Raw genomic sequence first — 22,334 nt, 5'->3', positions numbered from 1 at the left:
GCCTATCGTCCTATGGCCCAAAGATCCGCATCTGGAGCATCACGGCCAGCCGGGCCTCGGGATCGGCCAGATCCAGGCCGCTGATCTCAGTGAGCCGCTTCAACCGGTAGCGGAAGGTGTTGGCGTGCACGTGCACCCTGGCCGATGCGGCGTTGACATCGCCGAACGCGTCCAGATACGCCCGCAGGGTGGCGGCCAGCTCGCTGCCGTGCTCGGTGTCATGGTCCAGGAGCCGCCGGTAGGGGCCGCTGGGTGTCTGCTCCTCGGCCTGGACCAGGTCCGAGAGCTGAAGCAGCAACGACTCGAAGTGCACGCCGGTGTAACCGGCGACCACACCGGAGGCCCCGCGGGCGCGCAGCACCCGCAGCGCCCGGTCGGCGTCTGCCCGGGACCTGGCCACTTCCGTCAGGTTGCGTGCCATCCGTCCGACCCCGATATTGGCGGCGTGCCGGGAACCGACGCGGGTGAGAAAACTCTCGGCGACCCGCAGGGACCGCGGCTCCTCCTCACCGGCGGCATGCAGGGGCAGTACGGCATAGGCCACCGAGCCGACCATCGCGGCGGCGGCTCTGGGATGGATGGCGCCGACGTGCAGGGCGAACGCGTCACAGAACCGCTGCCTGTCGCTCTCCCCACGGGAGGCGTCGGCATCGGGCCCGTCGCTGAGCTGAGCGGCGAGTACGCAGAGGCGCTCGCTGGCGATGCCGAGCCGGCCGGCGGCCTCTGCGGCGTCCCCGCCGCCGGCCAGCACCGTGGACAGCAGATCGGCACGGAGCCGTCGCCGGGTGTCGGCCCCGGCCCGCTGTCGGAGCAGCTGCAGTGAGACGATCTTCGCTGCGTCGACGAGGGCCTGCTGACGCTGTTCGCTCAGCGGCTCCCGCACCACTGCCCAGATGGAGCCGAGGATCTCATCTCCCGACCGGACGGCCACCGCCACCCGATTGATGATGTCGTCGTCCAGCTCCATGTAGACCGGCTCGCGACTCTGGTAGAGCTGCCGGAAGAACCCGCGCTGCTCCAGCATCCGCCGGTACCGTTCCGGAACCTGGCGGCCGAGCACGGTCTCCACCCTCCCCGGATCGGCCTCGTCCTGCCGCCCGGAGTAGGCCAGCACCCGTGAGGACCGGTCCTCGATGGTGACCGGCGCGTCCAGCAGTGCGCACACGGCGTTGGCCAGCGCGAACAGGTCATCGGGTGGGGTCTCCCCCGGTTCGGTGAGATCACCCTCGGCCAGCAGGGAGCGCAGCAGCGCGGCCACCTGTGCCCATGAGGCGGCCCGGGTGAGGCCCAGCACCGCGACCCCGGTCTCGCGGACCTTCACGCGGACGAGGTCGTCGACGTCCATCGGTTGCTTGACGACGACACCCGCCGCCGGGCCCACCGCGTCGAGCAGGGCGCAGATCTGCTCGGCGCGGTCGACCCCGACGGCGAGCAGGATGCCCCCTTCTGGCAGGAGCAGTTCGTCGAGAGGGTCGTAGATGTGGACGCCGGTGACCTCGGTGTCGAGCTCTCCGGGGGAGACGGCCACGTCCAGCACGGTGCTTCCCAGATCCTCCAGGATGCGTCGCAGGCTGGCACGCGGCCGATCACTCATCCGCTCACGATAGCGAACGTAGATTGACATCAACGGATCTCCCGGCACCCGTGCCGCCGGATGCCTCGTGCGTGGCGTCACGCACGGCGCAGCGCCCGCCCGTTGTGAAGGTAGGCGGCGCGGCCGTCCTCCATCACGAAGGTGAGGGTCTCATACCTGCCGTTCTCCGGTTCCGCGGCGACGAAGGAGTGATCCCGGTGGTGCACGAACCGGGTGGTGGTGCCGGGGACTCCCACCTCCACCATCAACGCGCCGGGGACCGTGACGATCTCCAGGGCTCCGTCCGTCTCGGTCACCTCATAGGCCAGCATCGGCCCCTCGTACCTGCCGGTGTACGGTGCGAGCTCCACGACCTCCGGTGTCTCGGCCGGGACCGGGAAGTCCGGCACGCCGAGGCCGGTGGCCTCGGCCACCATCGGCAGGGCCACGTCGGTGAGCAGCCCCATGAAGCCGGCCCCGTTGGCGCTCATCGCGATCGTGAAACCGGCTCCCGGCACGACCCGCCAGAACGTGCTCTGCCCGAGCGTCCCGCCGTCGTGCCCGAAGACCTCGCCGCCCCAGTCGAACAGCTCGAAGCCGAGCCCCCAGCGGTCACCGAGCATCTCGGAGATCCCGGGAACGGCGACCTGCGCGGTCCGCATGGCGGCGACCGTCTCCTGCGACAGCAGCCGGGTGCCGTCCTCGGCCAGGCCTCCGGCGATGAACATCCGGCCGAAACGGACCAGCTCGCGCGGGGCCAGGCACATGCTCGCGCCCGCGGGATCGTTGGATCTCGGCATCGCCCATGTGCGATGGACGGTGCCCTCGGGCCCGACGTGCCCGGCTGCGGCACGGAACAGGACGGCCTCCTCGGGAAGGAGCGCCCAGTGCGTGGCACCGAGCGGGCCCAGCAGGTGCTCGCGCATCGCCCGGTGCCACGTGGTGCCCCGCATGCGCTCGACCAGCGCGCCGAGGACGCAGTAGCCGGCGTTGCAGTAGGAGAACAGCGCGCCCGGCGCGTGTACGTGACCCGCGTCGTGCAGGTAGCCCACATACCTGTCCAGGCAGTCGTCGCCGCGCCCGGTGTCCTCGAACAGGTCGCCGTCGAAGCCGCCGGTGTGGGTGAGCAGGTGCCGGACGGTGATGACCTTCTCCGAGCCGTCGGCGACGGCGAACTCCGGTAGATACTCACGGACCGGCCGGTCCAGCTCGACCAGTCCCTCCTCCGCGAGCTGCATGACCAGGGCGGCGGTCCACACCTTGGTGGTGGAGCCGACCTGGAAGACGCTGTCAGCCGTGGTCTCCACGCCGGTGTTCCTGTTCAGCACACCGGTGGCGACCTCGGTGAGCTCGCCGTCCGCCCAGACCGCCAGCGCGGCGCCCGGCACGCCGTGCCGGCGGGCCGCCTCGTCGAAACGCTCCTGCAGGTTCTCGAACATGCCGGCCCCTAATCGATCTTGGGCGTGGCACGCACGCCCAGGTGAACGTACGACGACCCGTCGGCGAGCTCGTAGAAGACGGCCGACGCCCACTGAGGTTCACCTTCCGGGCGGCCGACGAAGGTGGTGCCGTCCACCGGCACGAGGTCGAACTCCATGGGGGGCTGCATCCCGGCGAGGGCTCCGGTGGCCTCGGCGTAGATCGCGAGCCGTCCGTCACGGGCGGTCAGCGTCATCCGGGCACCCGCCCGCTCGTACACACCGGTAAACCGCTCCACGTCGGTCTCGAACGGCTCGGCCGGAGGACCCAGCACAGGCGGTACGGACAGGCCGAGCAGGTCGTCGAAGAGCTCGGTCGCCAGGGCGTGCTGGAACGCGCCGGTGTGACCGCCGTTGGCCAGCACGCACACCACGGTGTCGCTGTCGGGTACGGCCCAGAGCATGGCCGCCTGGCCGATGGTGTTGCCACCGTGGGAGATGATCCGGTGGCCGTCCCATTCATCGAGGATCCAGCCGATACCCCACTGCTTCCCGAGGGTGTGCGGGTTGGGGATGTCCACCTGCGGCTCCCACATCGCCCGCGGGTCGGCGAGCAGCCCGGTGCCCAGGTGCGCGCGGGCGAAGGCCACGACGTCGGCGGGACGTGCGCAGATCAACCCCGCCGGGCCGCAGGAGCGCATCAGGCCCCAGACGGGGGCGGGCGCGCCGTCGACGTGGCCCATGGCGGCGCGGAAGCGCAGCACGTCCTCCGGCAGGGTCCAGGTGTGGGTCAGGCCGAGCGGCTCGATGATCTGCTCGCGCAGCGCGGCGTCCCACCCCTTGCCGGTGAGGCGCTCGACGACGCGCCCGGCGATGATGAAACCCGAGTTGCAGTACGACTGGGTGGCACCGAGAGGGTGGTTCTGCGCGAGGTTCGCGCAGGCCTCGACGTACTTCTCGATGCAGTCGTCACCACGGCCGGTGTCGAGGAACAGGTCCCCGTCGATGCCGGAGGTGTGCGAGAGCAGGTGCCTGATGGTGACGGTCTTGGTCACCTCGGGGTCGGCGACCCGGAACTCCGGCAGGACCTCGGCGACCGGGGTGTCGAGCGTCAGCTCACCCCGCTCGACGAGGAGCATGATCTGGGTGGCGGTCCAGACCTTGGTGACCGAGCCGATCTGGAAGAGCGAGTCGGTGGTCGTCTCCACCCCGGTCTCCACGTTGAGCACGCCCGCGGCGAACTCGTGCACCTCCCCCTCGTGCAGGAAGGCCAGGCTCGCGCCGGGAACCTCGTACTCGGTGATCAGCTCGGCGAGACGGGCGTGCCAGCGACCGGGATCCACTGCTCCAGCCATTCGACGATCCTTTCGTTGTAGTCCACCCGATGGGACGGACGGCCGTTGAGGATGAAAAGGTGAGAGCCGCCCGGGTAGCGAACCAGCCGTACCGGCACGTTCCGCTCGCGCAGCGCGGCGAACCACTGCTCGGCCTGGCCGACGGGGCACCGGTCGTCGTTCTCACCGTGCAGGATCAGGGTGGGCGTGGTCACCTGGGCCACGTGGCTCATCGGGGACTGGGCCGCGATGTCGCCGCGGCACTCGTACGTCTTCAGGAGGTGTCCCGCGTCGGAGGTGCCGGCCATGCTGACCAGGTCGCTGACGCACCCGCCCGGGATGGCGGCCTTGAACCGGCCGGTCTGGGTGGGCAGCCAGCAGGAGATGTAGCCGCCGTAGCTGTAGCCGGTCACCGCGAGCCGGTCGGGGTCGGCGACGCCTTCGGCGACCAGTTGGTCGATCGGGCTCAGGAAGTCACCGGTGTCGGCGAGGCCCCAGGCGCCGAGCGCGGCGGTGTAGAACGCCTCGCCGTACCCGTCGCTGCCCCGGGGGTTGAGGGTGAGCACGGTCCAGCCCCGTGCGGCGAGCACCTGGTGGTAGAGGTGCACGCCGTCGAAGACCGGCGCCCAGGTGTTGTGGGGGCCGCCGTGCGCGTCCAGCAGGAGCGGTCCGGGCTCGGTGAGCGTCTCATCCCGCAGCACGAAACCCTCGACCGGTGTCCCGTCGGGGGCGGTGAAGGTGCGGCTTCGCGGGGTGAACAGCTCGACGCCGGGGAGCGCGTAGGCGGAGAGCCTTGTCGTCTCCGGCGCCGTCACTCCGGGTACGGCCGGGACATCGCCTGACGGGGCACCGGCCAGGCCCGCGGTGAGGTCCGCGAGATAGACCTCTCCCGCGCTGTCCGGCGTCGCGGCGACGTAGGCGATCCTGCCCCCCACGGCGCTGACCCCGGACACCACCCGGTCCCCACCGACGATCTTCTCGCCGGGGGCCCGGTAGAGGTGGGTGAAGCCACCGTCACGGGCGCAGAAGATCAGGTTATCCCCCGCCAGCTGAGGCGTCGCGCCGGGATAGCCCGGCGCGCCGAGCATGACGTTGCGGTCGAGTCCGGTTTTGACCTCCACGAGCCCGTCCGTCCCGAGCTCGAACAGGCGGACGTGCCCGACGGGGTCACCGGCGTATCCGGTGACCAGCAGCCGTCCGCCCAGCCACCAGACCCCCGTGCAGATCACACCGGGGCCGGTGAGCCGCTCGGGTTCGCCGCCGGAGGCGTCCACCGAGTAGACCTCGCTGCTGACGACCAGGTCGCGGTCGGGCTCCATGCTCGCGGTGAAGGCGAGCCGCCGGCCGTCCGGCGACCAGGACGGCTCACCCGCGTGGAAGTCGCCCGCGGTGAGCTGCCCGGTCTCACCCGTCGCCACGTCCACCACGAAGAGGTGCGTGGTGAGGCCGCGCAGCAGGCCCGCGCCATCGGCCTTGTACTCCAGGCTGTCGGCCACGACCGGGGCGTTCCGGTCGAGGTCGCCGTGCGGCGCGCCGTACGCGATCCTGGTGCCGTCGGGGGACCAGACCGCCGGGCCCGCGCCCAGTGCCGCGGTGGTGAGGACGCGGGGCTCTCCGCCGTTCATCGGCAGCAGATGAAGCTGTGGTTTTCCCTCCACGGGGCGGAGGAAGGCCAGCGAGCCTCCGTCGGGCGACCAGCGCGGGGAGGAGTCGCGTGGGCCACCCGTCAGACGGCGCGGCTCGGCGCCGGGTGCGGCCAGCCAGAGTTCGGACCGGTTCTCGTCGGATTCCCGATCGGCGGTGGTGACCACGTAGGCCACGGTGCTCCCGCCGGGATGCAGCCGGGGGTCCGCCGGTATCGCGATGTGATACAGGTCGCTGAGGGAGAGGCGAGGCATGTCCGAACGTTAAGCCCACCCAGGCGACGCTTCTTCGGCCTCCACGACGAACCGGCCCCGATCCGTTGTGTCGTTCTCCAATCGCCTCGCGGGAGCGCCTGCTCACGGCCGTCGAGGGGTGCGTCCACCGGGGTCCGGAAACGGTTGTGCCGCCGGAGCCGTGGCGGCCCGGCGGCACATCCGTCGAGGAGCCCTACTCGCCGGTCTTCTCAGCGAGGGTCACCGTGACGGTCTGGGACTGCCCGTCCCTGACGTAGGCGACGGTCACCTGCTGGCCGGGCTTGAAGCCGCGGACGGCTCCGACCACGGTGGCCGCCTCGTCCACGGGCGTGTCGTTGATCTTGGTGATCAGGTCGCCCTGCCTGATGCCCGCCTTGGCCGCGGGGCTGCCCTCGGTGACCTGGCCGACCAGGGCGCCGCCCGCGTCCCCGGTGGCGTCGGTCACGCTCACGCCCAGGAGGGCGTGGGAGACCTTGCCGCTCTTGATCAGCTGCTCGGCGACGTGGCTGGCGGTGTTGATGGGGATGGCGAAGCCGACACCGATGCTGCCCTCCCCGCCGTTGGTGGCGATGGCGGTGTTGATGCCCACCACCTGACCGGCGGCGTTGACCAGCGCGCCGCCCGAGTTGCCGGGGTTGATCGCCGCGTCGGTCTGGATGGCGCCCCCGATGGTGGTGGGACTCTGGCCGCTCTCCTGCGGCCTGCCCCAGCCGGGCGGGAGCTGCTGCTGTCCCTGGTCTCCGCCGACGGTGAGCGTGCGGTTCAGCGCGCTGACGATCCCGGCGGTGACCGAGCCTGACAGGCCGAGCGGGCTGCCGATGGCGAGCACGGAGTCACCCACCTTGAGCCGGTCGCTGTCGCCGATCGAGGCCTTGGTGAGGCCGGAGACGCCCTCCGCCTTGATGACCGCGAGATCGGTGGCCGGGTCGGTGCCGATGACCTTCGCGGTGGCGGTCTTGCCGTCGCTGAACTTGACGGTCACCCGGCTGTCCGGGCCTGCCTGGCCGCCGGCCGACACCACGTGGTTGTTGGTCAGGATCAGGCCGTCGGCCGACAGCACCACCCCGGACCCCTCGCCCCCGCCCGCGGCGGTCCTGATCTCGATGGACACCACGGAGGGCTGGACCAGCTGGGCGATGTCGGCGACCGTCGTCACGTTGCCGACCGGGCTGACGATCGGGCTGGATGACGAGACCACGGTGACGGAACCGTTGAGGCTCGTCGCGGCGAAGGCCCCTGCTACCCCGCCCCCGACGGCCATGGCCGCCAGCGCGAGACCGGCGCCGATCTTCTGCCCGGCGGTGAGCCTGCCGCGCTGCGTGGGGACCGTCACCGGTCCTCCGGCCTTCTCGGGGGCCTCGGCGGCGAGTTGCTCCGGCACCGGGTGGATCAGCGTCGGCTGCGGCCCGGTCTCCTCACCGGCACGATAGGCGCCGGCGCGTGGCGGCACCTTGCCGAACTGGGTCCAGCCGTCGTTCCCGGGGGTCGCCTCGGTCGGTGTGTCCTGCTGCTCGTTCCTGTTCGGGTCCATGTCTTCCCCCACGTCCAACATCCCCCCGGCTCGACGGGGTGGAAGCCGGTGCTCACCGGTTGACATAAACGATGCCCGACGGCGTATAAGCGCAGGTTAAGAGGTTGATCCTGGTGATCGGGATCTTCTGACAACGGCTTTATCAGCCATGCTCAGCCCCTGGATGGCAGCTCGAAAATCTTTCTCGGCCACTCTTTCGAGGCCAAGGCCGAAGCGTTCTCGGCCGGTGAGACAGGCGCACCCCTGACCCGGGCGAGTGGCTGAGGACACCCCGGCACAGAGTGCGGGCGCCGAGCACCGCTGGCCGACCTGGCCATCGACGGCAAGACCCTGCGCGGCGGCCGCGGCACCGACGGCGCGGTCCACCGGCGTCGCCCCACCGTATCCGTGCGGGCGACGCCGTGAGGAGGGGTGCGGGGGCGGGTCAGACCGAGTACTTGCAGATCAACGCCTGGCTGCCGCCCTGAGCGTGGCCAATGTAGGCGTAGCTGGGGTGGAAGTAGGCGCACGCGGCGGAAGGGCTCCCGCTGCCCGCATAGGTGGTCTGAGTGCCGTTCCAGCGGTAGCAGCCCAGGCTGCCGTTGTAGAAGCCGACAATGGACGAGGGGTTGACGTTGGCCGCGCAGTACTCGCCGAGCGAGAGCGGGCTGTACACGATTTCGAGAACGCCCGCGGAACGGGCGGCCTGCGCGGGGACGGTGGAGACGGCGAGCGCGCCGAGGCAGGCGAGCGCGGCGGTGGCGAGCGCGACGACACGACGAGGCATGAAGGACCTCCGGGATCCAGGAAGGCGTGCGACACGGAGAGAGGGGCGGCTGAGCGTGACGGAGTGCAGCGCCGAGCGAGGTGGAGTTCTGCGCGATAGGGATAAGCTGCGCCGATCACAGTATTAAGTAGGAAACCTTCCTATGCAATAGGCGGTAATACGCCTTTCAGCCGAGCCTTCTCGTGGTGCGGCGACTGGCCGGAGAGGGGCGTGGCGACGATGTCGTCGTCGCGGCCGGGCGGGTCAGGAGCCGGCGGGCCAGTACTCGTCGCGCAGGAGGCGCTTGTAGAGCTTCCCGGTGGGGTGCCTGGGCAGTTCCTCGCGGAAGTCGACGGACCTGGGACACTTGTAGGGCGCCAGCTGGGAACGGCAGTACTCGATCAGCTCGGCCTCCAGCTCCGGGCCCGCCAGATCCATGGAGGCCGGCTGGACGACCGCCTTGACCTGCTCGCCCATCTCCTCGTCCGGAACGCCGAAGACCGCCACGTCCGCCACCTTGGGATGGACGGACAGGACGTTCTCGGCCTCCTGCGGATAGATGTTGACCCCGCCAGAAATGATCATGTACGAGCGGCGGTCGGTGAGGTAGAGGAAACCTTCCTCGTCGAGGTAGCCGATGTCGCCGAGGGTGGTCCAGCCCCGTCCCAGCGGGTCGCGGGACGCCTCCGTCTTGGCCTCGTCGCCGTGGTAGACGAACTGGGGGCCGTCCGAGAAGTAGACGGTGCCGTGCTCGCGCGGCGGCAGCTCGTTGCCCTCCTCGTCGCAGATGTGGGTGACGCCGAGCAGCGGGCGGCCGACCGTTCCCTTGTGTGCGAGCCAGTCCTGCGAGCCGACGTACAGGAAGCCGTTGCCCTCGGTCCCCGCGTAGTACTCGTGGATGATCGGTCCCCACCAGTCGATCATCCGTTCCTTGACCGGGACGGGGCAGGGGGCGGCGGCGTGGATCGCGCAGGCCAGCGACGACAGGTCGTAGCGCGCGCGGGTCTGCTCGGGCAGCTTGAGCATCTTGATGAACATGGTCGGCACCCACTGCGAATGGGTGACGGAGTACTTCTCGATGAGCGCGAGCGCCTGCTCCGGGTCGAACCTCTCCATGACCACGATCGTGGCGCCCATCCGCTGGAAGCTCAGGCAGTAGCGCAGCGGGGCGGCGTGGTAGAGCGGAGCCGGGGAGAGGTAGACGCTGTCGGCCGAGGGGGCGAACAGGAACTGGATGAGCTGCAGCAGCGGCCCCGGCTGATCCAGCGGCGCCTTGGAGAGCATGGGCTTGACCCCCTTGGGCCGCCCGGTGGTGCCTGAGGAGTAGAGCATGTCCACCCCCTGGCACTCGTCCTCGACGGGCGTGGCGGGGTGGGCCGCGACGGCCTTCTCGTAGGACTCGAAGCCAGGGGCGACACCGTCCAGCATGAGCCTGAGCCCGACCTGGGGCGTGAGATCGGTGATGGAGACCGCCACGTCCGCGAGGGCCGCCGAGGAGATGAAGACCCGGGCCCCGCAGTTGTCGACGATGTAGGCGAGCTCGTCGGTCTTCAGGCGCGAGCTGATGGCCGTGTAGTACAGGCCCGAGCGGTGCGCGGCCCAGGCGACCACCAGGAAGAGCGGATGGTTCTCCAGCATGAAGGCGATGTGATCACCCGGCCGCAGGCCGGCCGCGCGGAAGAGCCGGGCGAGGCGGTTGGACTCCTCGTCCAGCTCGCGGTAGGTGACGATCCGCCCGGAGCCCGCCATGATCACAGCGGGCTTGTCCGGCGAAACTGCTGCGATGGCTCCCGGGTGCATGGAGCAGAACATTACTCGGCTTCAGGTTTGCTGAGAAGTACTCGAACGCGGCAGGGCCGCGACCTCGCGGACGAGGTCGCGGCCCGGTGAACGACGGTCTTTCGTGGCCGTGGAAGCGCTCCCGCTCCCCCGGCCACCCAGGCTCACCCCGGCGTGGCCGCGCGGCGGCAGAAGGTCATCGGCTCGGCCGGTCAGTCGCGCGCGAGACGGCGGGCGACGGTGTCGCCCAGGCTCTGCACGAGCTGCACGACGGCGACCAGCACGACAACGGTGACGATCATGAGGGTGGTCTCGAAGCGCTGGTAGCCGTAGCGGATGGCCAGGTCTCCGAGCCCGCCCCCGCCGATCGCCCCGGCCATCGCCGAGTACGAGATCAGCGCGACCACGGTCACCGTGAGCCCCGCGATCAGGCCGGGCATCGCCTCGGGCAGCAGCACCTTGCCGACGATGGTCGCGCGGCCGGCTCCCATGGCCTGGGCCGCCTGCACCTTGTCCCTGCCGACCTCGCGCAGCGCGGTCTCCACCAGCCGGGCGAAGAACGGCGCCGCGCCGAGCGTCAGCGGGACCACCGCGGCGATGGTGCCGATGGTGGTGCCGACGATCAGCCTGGTGAACGGGATCACCGCGATCATCAGGATGATGAAGGGCAGCGAGCGGCCCAGGTTGACGACCAGCCCCAGCACCCGGTTGAGCACCGCGGAGAAGAACAGCCCGCCCCTGTCGGTGATGACCAGCGCCACCCCGAGCGGGAGCCCGAGCAGCACCGTGAACAGTGTCGACCACAGCACCATCTCGACGGTCTGGCCCGTCGACTCCAGCAGCATCGGGAACATCTCGTCCCAGGTCATCGGGCCTCCTCGACCAGCAGGCCGCGTTCGGCCAGATAGCTGAGCGCGGCGGCGCGCTCGTCACCGGTGACGAGCAGGCGCAGCCGCCCCGTCGAGACGCCCGCCACCTCCTCCAGGGCCCCGCCGAGAATGTTGACGTCCACATCGAACTTGCGGACCACCTGCGACACCACCGGCTCACCGGCCTGGCCGGTGAAGGTGATCGTGACATTGCCCGGCTCCGGCTCCGGGAGGGGGAACAGCTCCGCGGCGAGCCGGGAGCCGGGCCTGGAGATCAGCTCGGGGATGGTCCCGGACTCCTCGACCAGGCCGTCGCGCATGACCGCGACCGAGTCGCAGATCGACTTGACCACGTGCATCTCGTGGGTGATCAGCAGGATGGTCAGGCCGAGTTCGCGGTTGAGGCTCTTGAGCAGGGCCAGGATCGACTGCGTGGTGCCGGGATCGAGTGCCGAGGTGGCCTCGTCCGAGAGCAGGACCGGAGGGCTGCCGGCCAGCGCGCGGGCGATGCCGACCCGCTGCTTCTGCCCTCCCGACAGCTGCGCGGGGTACGCCCCGGCCTTGTCGGCCAGCCCGACCAGCTCCAGCAACTCGGCGGTCCGCCTGGCGCGCTCTGCCTTGGCCACCCCCATGACCTCAAGCGGGAAGGCGACGTTGCCCGCGACGGTGCGGGAGGAGAGCAGCGCGAAATGCTGGTGGATCATCCCGATCCGCTGTCTCGCTTTGCGCAGGTCCCGCTCGGCCAGGCCGGTCAGCTCCTGACCCGCCACCGAGACGGTGCCGGAGGTGGGACGCTCCAGGAGGTTCACGCAGCGCAGCAGGGTGCTCTTGCCGGCGCCGCTCTGCCCGAGCACGCCGTATATCTCACCCTCGCGGACGTGGAGGTCCACGCCGTCGACGGCGACCACCTCGCGCCCCCGATCCTGATAGACCTTTCGCAGGTCCGACACGTCAATCACTGCTGTACCTCAACATGGAACGGATCTCGGCAGGCTTCCGGGGAGGGAGCCGACGGGCATCCCGGAAGGAGGGCAGGTGGCCCGGACGGTGCGGGGGGAGGTGGTCCAGCGGGCAGATCATGGCCTCCGGCCTCGGTCCACACCTGGCCCAACGCAACCCTCATTTACCGTCATTCCCGACATGTTATGTTAAATCGACCGGCCTTTACGAATACCCGAACCCGGAGTCATCCGGCGGCCCGTCCCCCTCCTCTTTCGTACACCGGGATCGACGCGCCTCTCCGCCCGGGAGCCCGGCCGCACGGGTGACCTCGGAGCGGTCCTCGAAGATCGGCTCCAGTCAAGTCTCAGCCGGGCCGTACGCCCTCCGTAGAAACTGAGGACCCCGTACCGCCATGGCGGTCAGCTCAGATCGGCGAACTCCCCACCCTTGATCATCCCGAGGAAGGCATCCCACTCGGACGGGGCGAAGGACAGCACCGGCCCCTCGGGGTCCTTGGAGTCACGGACCAGGACGAGCCGGTCGGCGTCCGGGGCGGTCTCGGCTCCGGCCTGGGGGGTGTCGGCGAGGGCGACTTCGACACAGTCTGGGCCGTTACCGCTGAGAGAACTCTTGGTCCAGAGGCCAACTTCGACGCAGTTGGAGCCGTTGCCACTACGGCTACTCTTGCGCCACTCGATACGGGACATATCCACTTTGGGCCTCCACTTTTCTCATTCAGTGCAGGGCATATTCGGGGAGGACTCCTTGACCATTTCCTCGATCAACGCCTTTGACCTGTCAGGGCCGAGCGCCAACGCCCGCAAGTGATCAAACGCGAGCGTATACCAGTACATTTCAGTGTCATTTTCCACATATAGGCTACTCGTCATGGTCTCGACATACACCACAGTAGGATCGTAAATCTCGCGGAACTCCATGATGGCGAAGGTGCCGGCTGTTGCCGGATGAACGCCAGCAGCGAGCGGCAACACTTGGATTGTGACGTTGTCCCGGTCTGCCAGCTCAAGGAGCTTGGTGTACTGCGCGTGCATGATCGCTGCGGAGCCTATCCGACGGATCAGAGCAGCCTCATCGATCACCGCCCAGAACCGAATCGGGCTCTCTTCGCGCAGCAGAAGTTTCTGGCGAGTCATGCGAACTTCGACACGGCGCTCCACTTCCGCAGGTGAGGACAGGGCCATCAAGGCCGAACGGATGACCTCGCGGGCGTAGCCCTCTGTCTGGAACAAACCATGCACGAGCACGTTGTCGAAGCTGCGGACGAACGCAGCCTCCGATTCAAGTTGAATGTAGGTCGCGTAATCGCTGGGCAGAGAGTCCGCGTAGGCGTCCCACCATCCCTTCATACGTGCCGTTCGCGCCAGCGCGTGTAGGGCAGGTCGCTTGCCTTCGTCGAGTTCGTACAGATCGAGCAGGCGGGTGAGGTCCGGGGATGTGATCCCGACGCGGGCCGTCTCGATCCTGGACACCTTCGCGACGGACCAGCCGACGCTCTGGGCGGCCTCCTCAAGCGTCAGCGCCTTGAGGTCGCGCAACCTGCGGAGTTCGCCGGCCAGTCTCCGACGTCGAACGGTGGGGCCACGCCCTGCTACCACAACAACCTCCCGAATTGACTACCGACAGTGTGCACTAGTCGGCACTCTGTGACAGTGGAATCGGAGGGAAGGAAAATCGGTAACTTTGCAGAACTGCTTGATAACTCAGCGTACACGCTGGACTATCTGACTGTGTTGCGAGGCCAGGCGTCAATGAGACCCATGGCCTGCGGCGTCGCATGACCCATGAGACACAGCAGGAGGGGCGGGCGAGGAGATGAGGGTTCATGATCTTCAAGGGTGGGGCGGTGAGTTGCTGGAGTTGGCCTGGGAGTTGAACGATCTCGGGTTCGACTCCGTGGTCAGGCTCTCGCCCGGACACCGGCCGAGTGTGGAGATCTTCGTATCGCCGGGGCGGTCAAGGATCGCCGCCGCGCAGCGGGGCCGCACCTCGGTGTTCACCTGGAAGCGGCGGCGCAACCAGAAGCAGGGGAACCGGGAGAGGCAGGATCAGGACCAGCAGGACTGGACTCAGCAGGACCGGGGCTGGCAGAACCCGGACCGGCAAAGCAGGAATCAACAGGATCGAGACCGGCGAGTGTGGGAGCCGCAGGACCGGGGCCGACAGAGCTGGACTCGGCAGGGCCAGGACCGGCGGGGCCGGAGCAGGGTGCGGGAGGCGGCCGAGCGGCTGGTGGAGGTGGCGCGGTGAAGGAACTGGAAACGCTGGGCCAAGTCGATCTTCCCGCGCAGATCGCCGCCGTCCCCCAGGCCCGCCGCTATGTCCGTGACCTGCTGGACGGCGTGAACCACCCGTACGCCGACGACGCGCTGCTCTTGCTCACCGAACTCGTCACCAACTCGGTGCGCCACTCCGACTCCGGCCGTACCCCCGGCGGCCGGGTCACCATCGCCGTCGCCCGCCACAATGGAACGCTCCACATCGACGTCATCGACGCCGGATCAACCACCGGACAACACCCCCGGGTCTACTCGGACACCGACCCCGACAGCGGCGGCGGACGCGGCCTCTGGCTCGTCCAGCAACTCTCCTCAGCCTGGGGCTGGCACGAAACCCTCGCCGGCCGCGTCGTCTGGTTCCAACTGGCTGGACGGTGACCCCATAATCCTCTGGGACTACCCACCCCGCTGCCTCAGCCCCCACGTCCTCCCCACCCGACCCCATCACCTGGAACCCCCACGCGGCGACAGACAGACCCGCATCCTGCGCTGGACCTGCGACTGCGACCCGGCCCTCTACGAACCGTGCCAGGCAGGCGACCTGAGATTCATCCGCCGCACCAACCGGGAACGGCACAACCCATCGATCGACGAAACCGACCGCCGGCCTGCCACGGAAGCGGACACTGTGTGGATCGCCCTACTACACGGACTCGCACGATAGGCGTTCCCAACCGCCACGCCTCGGTTCCCGAAGATCATCCGATTTCCAGAGAACGACTATGCCTGCGCTCCGGGAATCAGCAGGCCGTCACTCCGAAACGGGGAGCCAGAACTGCAGCCTGTAGAGATCCGCATGGGCAGCGTGCGCTGAAAAGTCGGATTCCTGGTCGTTCTGGAGTAGTTTCCTGCTACCGGGCAGTATTACCTGCGGTCGAATGCCGATCGCACGGCGCCCCTGGTGACGCCACCCCGAGCGGAGGGCCTCCAGGACGCCAATGAGCCTGGCCAGATGCCCGACGTGCCCTTCTCTCGCAGGTGAGCGCCTGAACGGCGGCGGGTGACAGTGACGGCACCCCGATGAGCACGGGACACATAGGGATTTGGTTCACATGATGCGGTTGGTGCTGCCGTAGGGCAGCCACAGCAGGGAGAAGAACGGTTCGATGGGTTCGGGCCCGGCCGGGGGCCGTGCGTAGCGGCAGGTGATCGTGATCGTGGTGCCGCGTCGCACGGGCAGGTCGAACGGGGTCTCGGCCGGGATTTTGCTGGAGTCGGCGTTGTCGGAGGTGAAGGTGAGCCGGTACTCCTGGCCGCCGCCGTCGGCCAGGGCGGTCACCTCCATCTGGGCGGGCGTCGCACCCGCGACGGCCTGCACGCGGCCGATCAGCAGACCGTCGGTGTCGGACTGGAAGGTGTGCGGCCGCTCCCGCCCGATCTCGATCGAATGACCGGCGCCGATCAGCCGCACCTTCCCGGTCGCGGTCAGGTCGTGGGTGCGCAGGTGCGGCAGGGCGACGGTGACCAGGGTGGTCAGGACGCGTTCGGCGGTGCTGCCGGGCAGGCGGGCGGCCAGGCGGAACGCGGTGGTGTCGCGCAAGGGCGGGGAGAGCCAGCTGGTGACGTCGGAGACGTCGGCCTGCCCGCCCGAGCCGCCGTGCTCACCCGCCCAGGTCAGGGTGTAGACGGCCGGGGAGCCGCGCCAGGTGAGTTCGGCGTGCCCGCCGTTGAGCACCATGAGCGGCTCCGGCCGCAGGTCGCCGAAGAGGAACCCATCGGGGAACTTCGGCAGCGGCAGCTCGGTCACCTGGGTCTGCCAGGTGAGGCCGTCTTCGGAGGTTTCCTCCTCGATGCGCAGGGTCGCGGTGCCGGGGGTGGCGTTGGCGGTGACGCCGGCCAGTTCCAGGGTGAGCGGGGTGACGCCGAGCAGCCAGCCCCGGGGGCGGGTGGGCAGGGCGGTGAAGGTGACCGCGCCGGCGGCGTCGGCGCGGGTGAGCCGCCAGCCGCCGCCCTGGTCGGCGTCCTCGCCGCCGCGCACCGGCCGCGGGGTGATGGCGTCCGGGGCGGCTGTGAAGTGGGCGGCACCGGTGCCGGTCGGCAGGGACAGCGTGATCTTCCGGCAGAAGGCGGGGGCCGTGGCGCGCACGGTGAGTCGTAGCAGGCAGGGGCGGCCGGTCTGCGGCGGGTCGGGGTCGAGGGCCAGGTCGTAGGAGAGCAGCATGCGGGCTCCCGGGAGGGGTGGTCAGGCGGTGGGAGGGGTGATCTCGTCGAAGGTGCCGGCGCCCCGGGGCAACCAGGCCAGGTTCAAGGTGTCGCCGTCGTTGCCGGCGTGGTAGAGGCGCACCTCGGCATCGGCCGGGACCGGGATACTGATCGGCGTCTCGGTGGGCGGTCCGGCGCTGTTGTCGGAGCTGAAGCGCATGGTGTACTCGCCGGTCGCGGCCCGGTAAACGGTCGCGGCCAGCGTGGCGGCCGGCTGCCCGCTGGCGGCCTGCAGGTAGCCGAGGATGGTGCCGTCGGTGCCGGCTTTGAAATACCGGGCCTGGCCGCGCGGGGGCGCGGCGATCGCCGCCCGCGGCCCCTGCATCCGGACGACGCCGTTGACCTCCAGGTCGCCGACCGTGAGGTTGGGTTCGGTCACGGTGACGGCGGTGGTGAGCGCGTAGATCAGCGGCGCGCCACCGCCCGGATCGGCCAGCTGCGCCATGAGCATGAACCCGGTGGTGCGCTCCAGCTCCGGAGACTCCCAGCTCAGGTCGCCGGTGACGGACTCGCTGTGGTCGTCCCAGTGCATCGTGTAGGTGGGGCCGCGGCTGGCCTCCCAGGTCAGGATGACCTTCTCGCCGCGCGCCACGGAGATCTCATCGGGGCGCAGGTTCTGGAAGGTGAACTCCGACGGCCACTTGTCCACCGGGAAGGGCGGATCGAGCTGCTTTTCTGCCGGGGTGGCGGAGGAGGTGGCGGCCGTCCATTCCGACACCTCGATCTCGACCCGGCCCAGCGCCTTGTTGACGAACAGGCTGGACAGCACCAGGGTGACGGTGTTGGCGTTTTTGAATTCGAGCTTGCGCGAGTTGGTGAAGGTGAAGACCGCTTTTCCGTCGATCAGCTCGCGCTTGGGGGTCCAGTTCCGCCCGAAATCGGACGGGCTGGCGGCCTCGACCCCGGTGTAGACCTCCGCGGGCGCGGTCTGCGACAACGCCTCCGGCGCCGCGCCGTGCAGAAATCGGATCTGGATCTTGTTGCAGTACGCGGTCTGGCCGGTGGGCGCCTCGATCTTGAGCTCCAGCCGCAGATCCTGGTCTTTGTCGCCGCTGATCGGCACAGGCGCCGGGACGGGCTTGAGGGTGTAGCGCAGCAGAGTCCCGGCGGAACGGGCGTGGATGGCCATCGGCGTGCTCCCTCAGAGCTGTTCGGGGATCTCGGTCACGGCCGGGTGCAGCAGCAGGTAGCCGGCGCGCGCGTGCGGGACGGGGTCGCCGGGGTGGGCGGCGGCGTCGGCGGCCAGCAGCGGCAGCTCCGTCCAGCCGAGGCCGCCGTCGCCGGGGTCGGTGTAGGGCTGCGCCCACGCCCAGGTGCCGTGGTGGGCGGCGGGCTGCACGACGACGAGATGCTCCTGTCCTTCTGATCGTCCCTCCGGCGGAGGAGGGACGCGGACGGGCGCGAGCAGCGGGTTGAGGCGGAAGGCCGCGCGGATCCGGCGCAGCGCCTGGTGCGCCAGGTCACCGGGGAGCCGCAGCTCGGTCACCGGCAGGATGTCGGTGGTGGCGTGCACGGGCACGTGCGGGTCTGCGAGGATCGTCAGATGGTGGATGACCTCTTGGCCGGGAGGCCGGGCGGGCAGCGCGAGATGCTCGCCGTTGCCGATCTCCACCAGGTACGGGTCGTCTGCGGCGGGGGCGGCCACGTGCAGGCGCGTGTAGTCGGTCTGGCCGTCGGGGCCGGTGGCACTGGCGTAGTAGCCGATCAGCCCGTCCGACAGTTGGTCGGGCTCGCCGAGCCGGATCGGCCAGGTGTAGGTCGGGTACTCCTGCTGGTCCGGGTTCGGGTCCTCCTCCGGGTCCGGCTTCAGCGCCTGGTCCCAGCCGGGATTGGTCAGCGGCCGGCCGCGCAGCTGAAGGCTGAGCCGGGTGCGGTAGAGCGCGACGGGACGCCCGGTGAGCCGCGCCGGGGTCCGGTCGTCTTCGGCGGACGGGTCGACGATGGTCTCCAGCGTCTGGTCGATGGTGGCCAGCAGCGCCGCATACCGGCCGGGCGGGCCGACCAGCTCCCGGACGAACGGGGCGAGGTGCGGATGCTGTTGTTCGAACGCCGGGTCGTCTTGGTGCCGGTAGGGCGAGCCCGGCAGCGGGGTGAACGCCACGGCTTCCTCGCCTGCCGTGGCGCGGATCATCCGTAGCTCACCGACCGGGTCCCCGTCCGGCCCGTAGATGAGCAGGTTGTCGTCGAGGTGGTTGATCAGCAGCCAGCCGGTGAGCGGCGAGTCCGGCCCGGCGGGCGTGGCCCGGCCCGCGAGCAGCGCCGTGTCGTCCTGCCCACGCGCGAGCTCCAGCCGGACCCGGGCCTCATGCAGCAGCCGGGGCGGCAGCTGGATGAACCGGGTGGGGTTCTCGATGCCGTCCGCGAGGTCCCGGGTCGGCCTCACGCTGGCCGCCGGTACCGGCCGGAACATCTTGAACCGGTCGCCCGGGACGCTGGTGATGACCGCGCAGCGGCCGAACCGGTCGATGACGCGCAGGTCCCGGAAGTAGAACTGGCCCGCGCGGACCGGCTGGAAGCGGGACAGGGAGTTGTCGCCGGGCGTGCCAGGGTCGGCGACGTGCCCGACGTCGCCGGTGAGCCGCGCAGTGTGTTCGGGGATGCGGGCGCGCACGCCGGTGTCGCGCATCAGCAGATGGTCGTTGAAGCCGTCGAGGGTCTGCGAGAGCAGGTCCATCGCGCCGTAGTCGGCGCGCAGGGTGCGCAGGACGCCGGCGTCGTCGGCCGAGTAGGTCTCCAGCAGCCGGTCGATCTGGGAGGCGACGACATAGGGCGCGGCCGGGGTGACGAACGCCCGGCTGGCGAACGGCAGCCAGGTCGCTCCTGTGTAGCCGTCGCCGGGGTCGGCGCCGGTGCCGAGCCACTCATAGGCGTCGTCTTTGAATGCCCAGTTCGCCTGGCCGTCGCTCATGTACGGCACCGCGTGATAGCGCAGGTCCCATTGCACGTACATGGGCAGCCACGGCTGCTGCCAGACGGCGGTGTACTCGGCGAGCGTACCGGTCACCAAACTCGGATCCGCGAGGGCGACCGCGAGCGCCGATCGCCCCGAGCCGTCGTCGGCGGGGGTGATCGCGGCCAGGTCGAGCAGCGTGAACTCGCGCAATAGTGCGGCGACCGGCCCGGCCAGCTCGCCCAGGTCCAGCGGCGCGCTGTGCCCGGTGAGCGTCACCGGCGGGCGCGCCGCCTCCCGGCTCGTACGCGCCGCGACGGCCTGGATGAGGCCGAGCGGCGGCGGCTGCGGCGGCGCGACCGGGACACCGTTGATCACGATGGATTCGACCATGGTGGATTCCAGCCGGCAGGGTAGCGGGTCGTCCGGGTCGCGGGTGAGCAGCTGGGTCACCCCGCCCCCCGCGATGACCATGGCGGGGTCGGCGGTGCTGTAGTAGGACTCACGGGCGGCGTGGCGCAACTCCAATGTGGCGGGCAGGCCGCGGTCGGCGGCGTAGCGGGCGATCTGCGGCTCCAGCTCCTCCGGCGTCGTGGCGTGCGGAAGGTGCTTGTCCTCGATGATCCGCCGCATCGCAGCCGCCGCCGTCACGGCCCGGTGCGCCAGCGTGCCGGGCGTGGCCTCCTGAAGCTGGCGCTCGGCCGCCTCGGCGAAGCCGTCAGGCCGGTCGGGCAGGTCCTTCATCCACCACAGGGTGCGCAGCCGTTCCTGCAGGTGATCCAACTCCAGCGTGAACGCCTCGAACTCGGCTTGGTCGGCGTTCAGCTCATCCAGCCAGACCGGCTGGGCGGGGGCGGCGCGCGCCGGCTCCGGCCCGTCCGTGCCTCGGGGCACGACCAGCCAGGTGTAGCCGCCGGCGCGGGAGGAGAACCAGGCGTGCTTGGTGACCTCGTCGGCGTCGACGTCCCCGTCGCCCTCATCCAGCCGGTCGATGGTCCCGCTGTACAGGGCGCTGAGCAGCTCACCGGTACGGGCCGAGCGGGTCTGGTGGGCGGCGAGCGCCTCCAGCGCGTCCGCCGTGCTGTGCCCGAACGCGACCTTCATGCTCTCGTGGCCGGGCCGGGCGGAGACGGGTGCGTCGAGGGCGTAGTACTCCCACTGGATGCCCAGCGCGGTCCCGGCATACACAGAGCGCTGCGGAGCGGGGACGGGCGGGTCGGCGTCGAGGCCGGGCAGGTGCCAGCCGAGGCCCTCCAGCACCCCCGCCAGCCCGGGCGTGTCCGGCGGGATCAGCCCAGGGATGTCGGCGGCCTTGTTCAGGATGTCGATGTCGTCGGCGGAATACCAGCCGACGACCAGATAGCCGAGCGCGGTGGTGGCGGGCTGGTTGTGCCCGTACCCGATGAGGTCGCTCAGGTCGTCGTGGAAGGAGAACACATTCTGCTGGTAGGGCTGGAAGGCGGCGAAGCCGAGCACGCCTGGGCCCACCGCGGTCAGGAACGGCTCGACCGGCTCCGGCTCGATCCACGGCCCTTCACGCAGGTCGTGGACGCGGCCCAGGTAGTCGACCCGTAGCTCGCCTGTGTCGGGGGCCGGCGAGGGGAACTGCACCGTGCCCCAGTGCTCGCCGCTGTGGGCCAGCTCCAGGTAGTCGCTGTGGACGAGCCAGGCGGCGGCCCGCCGCTGCCCCTCGCCGGGGAACCCGCCGGGCACGGTGTAGTGCCGCACCACCAGCCACCGGTTGGGAACCAGTGGGAAGGTGGTCTCCTGGGTGTCGGGGTCGTAGTGGCCGGCGCTCAGGGATTCGGGCAGCTGCCATTGCACGTATACGCCGTCGCCGAAGTCATCGGTGTGGCCGGGCGGCGGCTCGGCGGCCTGCTTGTCCTCGCCGAGCATCGCGTCGAAGTTGAGCGCCCAGCGCTGGAAGACCTCCTGCCGGCGCACCGGGTCGTTGACGATCAGCGCGTGGACCTGGACGGGAACGATCAGGTCGGTGTCGGACATCACGAGCTCCGCTCAGGCAGGGGACGCAGTTCCTGGATGATCGGCGCGTTCACCAGCTGGAGGGCGAACTCGCCTGGGCTGAGGTCGTCGCGGCCGAAGGTCGCGGCCAGGCCCGGCACGAACCCATCGGTGCCGCGCAGCCGCAGTACGTCCGGGGTCTGCCCGGCGGGGCGGGGCCGTAGGTACCGAGTGAACACGGTGTCATCGTCGTCATCGCCGCGTTCGGGGAAGGTCACTTCGAGCGGTGTGCCGAGCGGGGGCCGGCCGGTGCCGCCGAGACTGCGCAGGCCGATCATGTCGCCGTGGTCAAGGCCGAAGTGGATGCCTTGGCCGGGTTCGCGGATCTCGAGGCGCTCCGGGACGGCGTCGAACAGGCACAGCAGCACGTCGTCGGCGAGCCGTTCGCGGCGTAGCTCGGCGAGCTGCACGCCATCCGCGCCGCCCGCGAACGCGAAGATCGGGAAGTCGGGCCACGCCCGCACCAGCGTGGAGTAGATCAGCAGCCCGGCGGCGGGCAGGGCCGCGCTGCGCCGCTGCCCGACCGTGCTGCGGATCTGCGCATCGAGGGCGAGGTCTTGGGAGGTGTGCAGGCCGACGTCGGCCGCGCCCGCCACCACCGCCTGCACCCACGCCGGGTCGATCCGGAACATGCGCAGCGATTCGGGCGGCAGCATCCGCGCGTCCGGTACCAGGTAGGCGAACGGGATTCCGGCGAAGCGGCTGAGTGCGTCCAGCCAGTCGGGCATCGAGCCGACGTGCTCCTCGGCCGTCTCACGCAGCGCTGAGACGCTTCGCTCGTCGGCGAGGATCGCCTGCGTCGTCAGCCGCGCCGATCGGCGGCGCGGCCGGGGC

The 22,334-nt window shown here is 70.0% G+C and carries 17 protein-coding genes; 2 read left to right on the top strand and 15 right to left on the bottom strand.

Translation table 11 applies throughout. The features are described 5' to 3' along the window. Positions 1-10: 10 nt before the first annotated feature. The 11 genes from ABZU75_RS31385 to ABZU75_RS31335 all read right to left on the bottom strand — a co-directional run bounded on the left by ABZU75_RS31385 (position 11) and on the right by ABZU75_RS31335 (position 13,705). On the bottom strand, positions 11-1,594 hold the full coding sequence (locus ABZU75_RS31385) for a helix-turn-helix domain-containing protein (RefSeq protein WP_355562002.1): 1,584 nt from the start codon (positions 1,592-1,594) through the stop codon (positions 11-13). 77 nt (positions 1,595-1,671) lie between these two features. Next, positions 1,672-3,012, bottom strand: coding sequence for a serine hydrolase domain-containing protein (locus ABZU75_RS31380; RefSeq protein ID WP_355561999.1), 1,341 nt, complete (start codon positions 3,010-3,012; stop codon positions 1,672-1,674). 8 nt (positions 3,013-3,020) lie between these two features. Then, on the bottom strand, positions 3,021-4,346 hold the full coding sequence (locus ABZU75_RS31375; RefSeq protein ID WP_355561997.1) for a serine hydrolase domain-containing protein: 1,326 nt from the start codon (positions 4,344-4,346) through the stop codon (positions 3,021-3,023). Further along, positions 4,295-6,223: a S9 family peptidase gene (locus ABZU75_RS31370; RefSeq protein WP_355561994.1), complete on the bottom strand. Its 1,929-nt coding sequence runs from the start codon at positions 6,221-6,223 to the stop codon at positions 4,295-4,297. Before ABZU75_RS31370 ends, ABZU75_RS31375 begins: the two co-directional genes overlap by 52 nt. Positions 6,224-6,416: 193 nt before the next feature. Next, on the bottom strand, positions 6,417-7,754 hold the full coding sequence (locus ABZU75_RS31365; RefSeq protein ID WP_355561991.1) for a trypsin-like peptidase domain-containing protein: 1,338 nt from the start codon (positions 7,752-7,754) through the stop codon (positions 6,417-6,419). A gap of 424 nt (positions 7,755-8,178) precedes the next feature. Continuing rightward, positions 8,179-8,520 carry a hypothetical protein gene (locus ABZU75_RS31360; RefSeq protein WP_355561988.1) on the bottom strand — a complete coding sequence of 114 codons (342 nt, stop codon included), beginning with the start codon at positions 8,518-8,520 and terminating at the stop codon, positions 8,179-8,181. Positions 8,521-8,763: 243 nt separating this feature from the next. Further along, the gene (locus tag ABZU75_RS31355) at positions 8,764-10,299 is read right to left on the bottom strand and encodes an acyl-CoA synthetase (RefSeq protein WP_355561985.1); all 1,536 of its coding nucleotides are present in this window, start codon (positions 10,297-10,299) and stop codon (positions 8,764-8,766) included. Between the two features lie 191 nt (positions 10,300-10,490). Beyond that, positions 10,491-11,147, bottom strand: a complete 657-nt coding sequence (locus ABZU75_RS31350) for a methionine ABC transporter permease (protein WP_355561982.1) — start codon at positions 11,145-11,147, stop codon at positions 10,491-10,493. Beyond that, entirely contained in the window at positions 11,144-12,106 is a 963-nt protein-coding gene (locus ABZU75_RS31345; protein ID WP_350919507.1) for an ATP-binding cassette domain-containing protein, read from the bottom strand. Before ABZU75_RS31345 ends, ABZU75_RS31350 begins: the two co-directional genes overlap by 4 nt. A gap of 402 nt (positions 12,107-12,508) precedes the next feature. Next, positions 12,509-12,802: a DUF397 domain-containing protein gene (locus tag ABZU75_RS31340; protein WP_355561978.1), complete on the bottom strand. Its 294-nt coding sequence runs from the start codon at positions 12,800-12,802 to the stop codon at positions 12,509-12,511. A gap of 18 nt (positions 12,803-12,820) precedes the next feature. Beyond that, the gene (locus ABZU75_RS31335) at positions 12,821-13,705 is read right to left on the bottom strand and encodes a helix-turn-helix transcriptional regulator (protein WP_355561975.1); all 885 of its coding nucleotides are present in this window, start codon (positions 13,703-13,705) and stop codon (positions 12,821-12,823) included. A gap of 217 nt (positions 13,706-13,922) precedes the next feature. Between ABZU75_RS31335 and ABZU75_RS31330 the strand changes: the two genes are divergently transcribed. After that, the gene (locus ABZU75_RS31330) at positions 13,923-14,357 is read left to right on the top strand and encodes a hypothetical protein (RefSeq protein ID WP_355561972.1); all 435 of its coding nucleotides are present in this window, start codon (positions 13,923-13,925) and stop codon (positions 14,355-14,357) included. After that, complete coding sequence (locus ABZU75_RS31325; protein ID WP_355561969.1) at positions 14,354-14,764, top strand: ATP-binding protein; 411 nt, start codon at positions 14,354-14,356, stop codon at positions 14,762-14,764. Before ABZU75_RS31330 ends, ABZU75_RS31325 begins: the two co-directional genes overlap by 4 nt. 670 nt (positions 14,765-15,434) lie before the next feature. Here ABZU75_RS31325 and ABZU75_RS31320 read toward each other — a convergent pair. The 4 genes from ABZU75_RS31320 to ABZU75_RS31305 all read right to left on the bottom strand — a co-directional run. Then, entirely contained in the window at positions 15,435-16,547 is a 1,113-nt protein-coding gene (locus ABZU75_RS31320) for a hypothetical protein (RefSeq protein ID WP_355561966.1), read from the bottom strand. Positions 16,548-16,568: 21 nt separating this feature from the next. Further along, entirely contained in the window at positions 16,569-17,717 is a 1,149-nt protein-coding gene (locus ABZU75_RS31315) for a hypothetical protein (protein WP_355561963.1), read from the bottom strand. A gap of 12 nt (positions 17,718-17,729) precedes the next feature. Next, on the bottom strand, positions 17,730-21,482 hold the full coding sequence (locus ABZU75_RS31310; protein WP_355561960.1) for a hypothetical protein: 3,753 nt from the start codon (positions 21,480-21,482) through the stop codon (positions 17,730-17,732). Further along, positions 21,482-22,334: hypothetical protein (locus tag ABZU75_RS31305; RefSeq protein ID WP_355561957.1), on the bottom strand; the 853-nt coding region annotated here is incomplete at its 5' end. The genes ABZU75_RS31310 and ABZU75_RS31305, both read right to left, overlap by 1 nt.

Origin of the sequence: Streptosporangium sp. NPDC005286, from assembly GCF_040607515.1 — a bacterium.
In the GTDB taxonomy this organism is placed as follows: domain Bacteria; phylum Actinomycetota; class Actinomycetes; order Streptosporangiales; family Streptosporangiaceae; genus Streptosporangium.
Note: the sequence above shows the minus strand (reverse complement) of the source record. Positions and strands in the feature narration are given on the sequence as shown.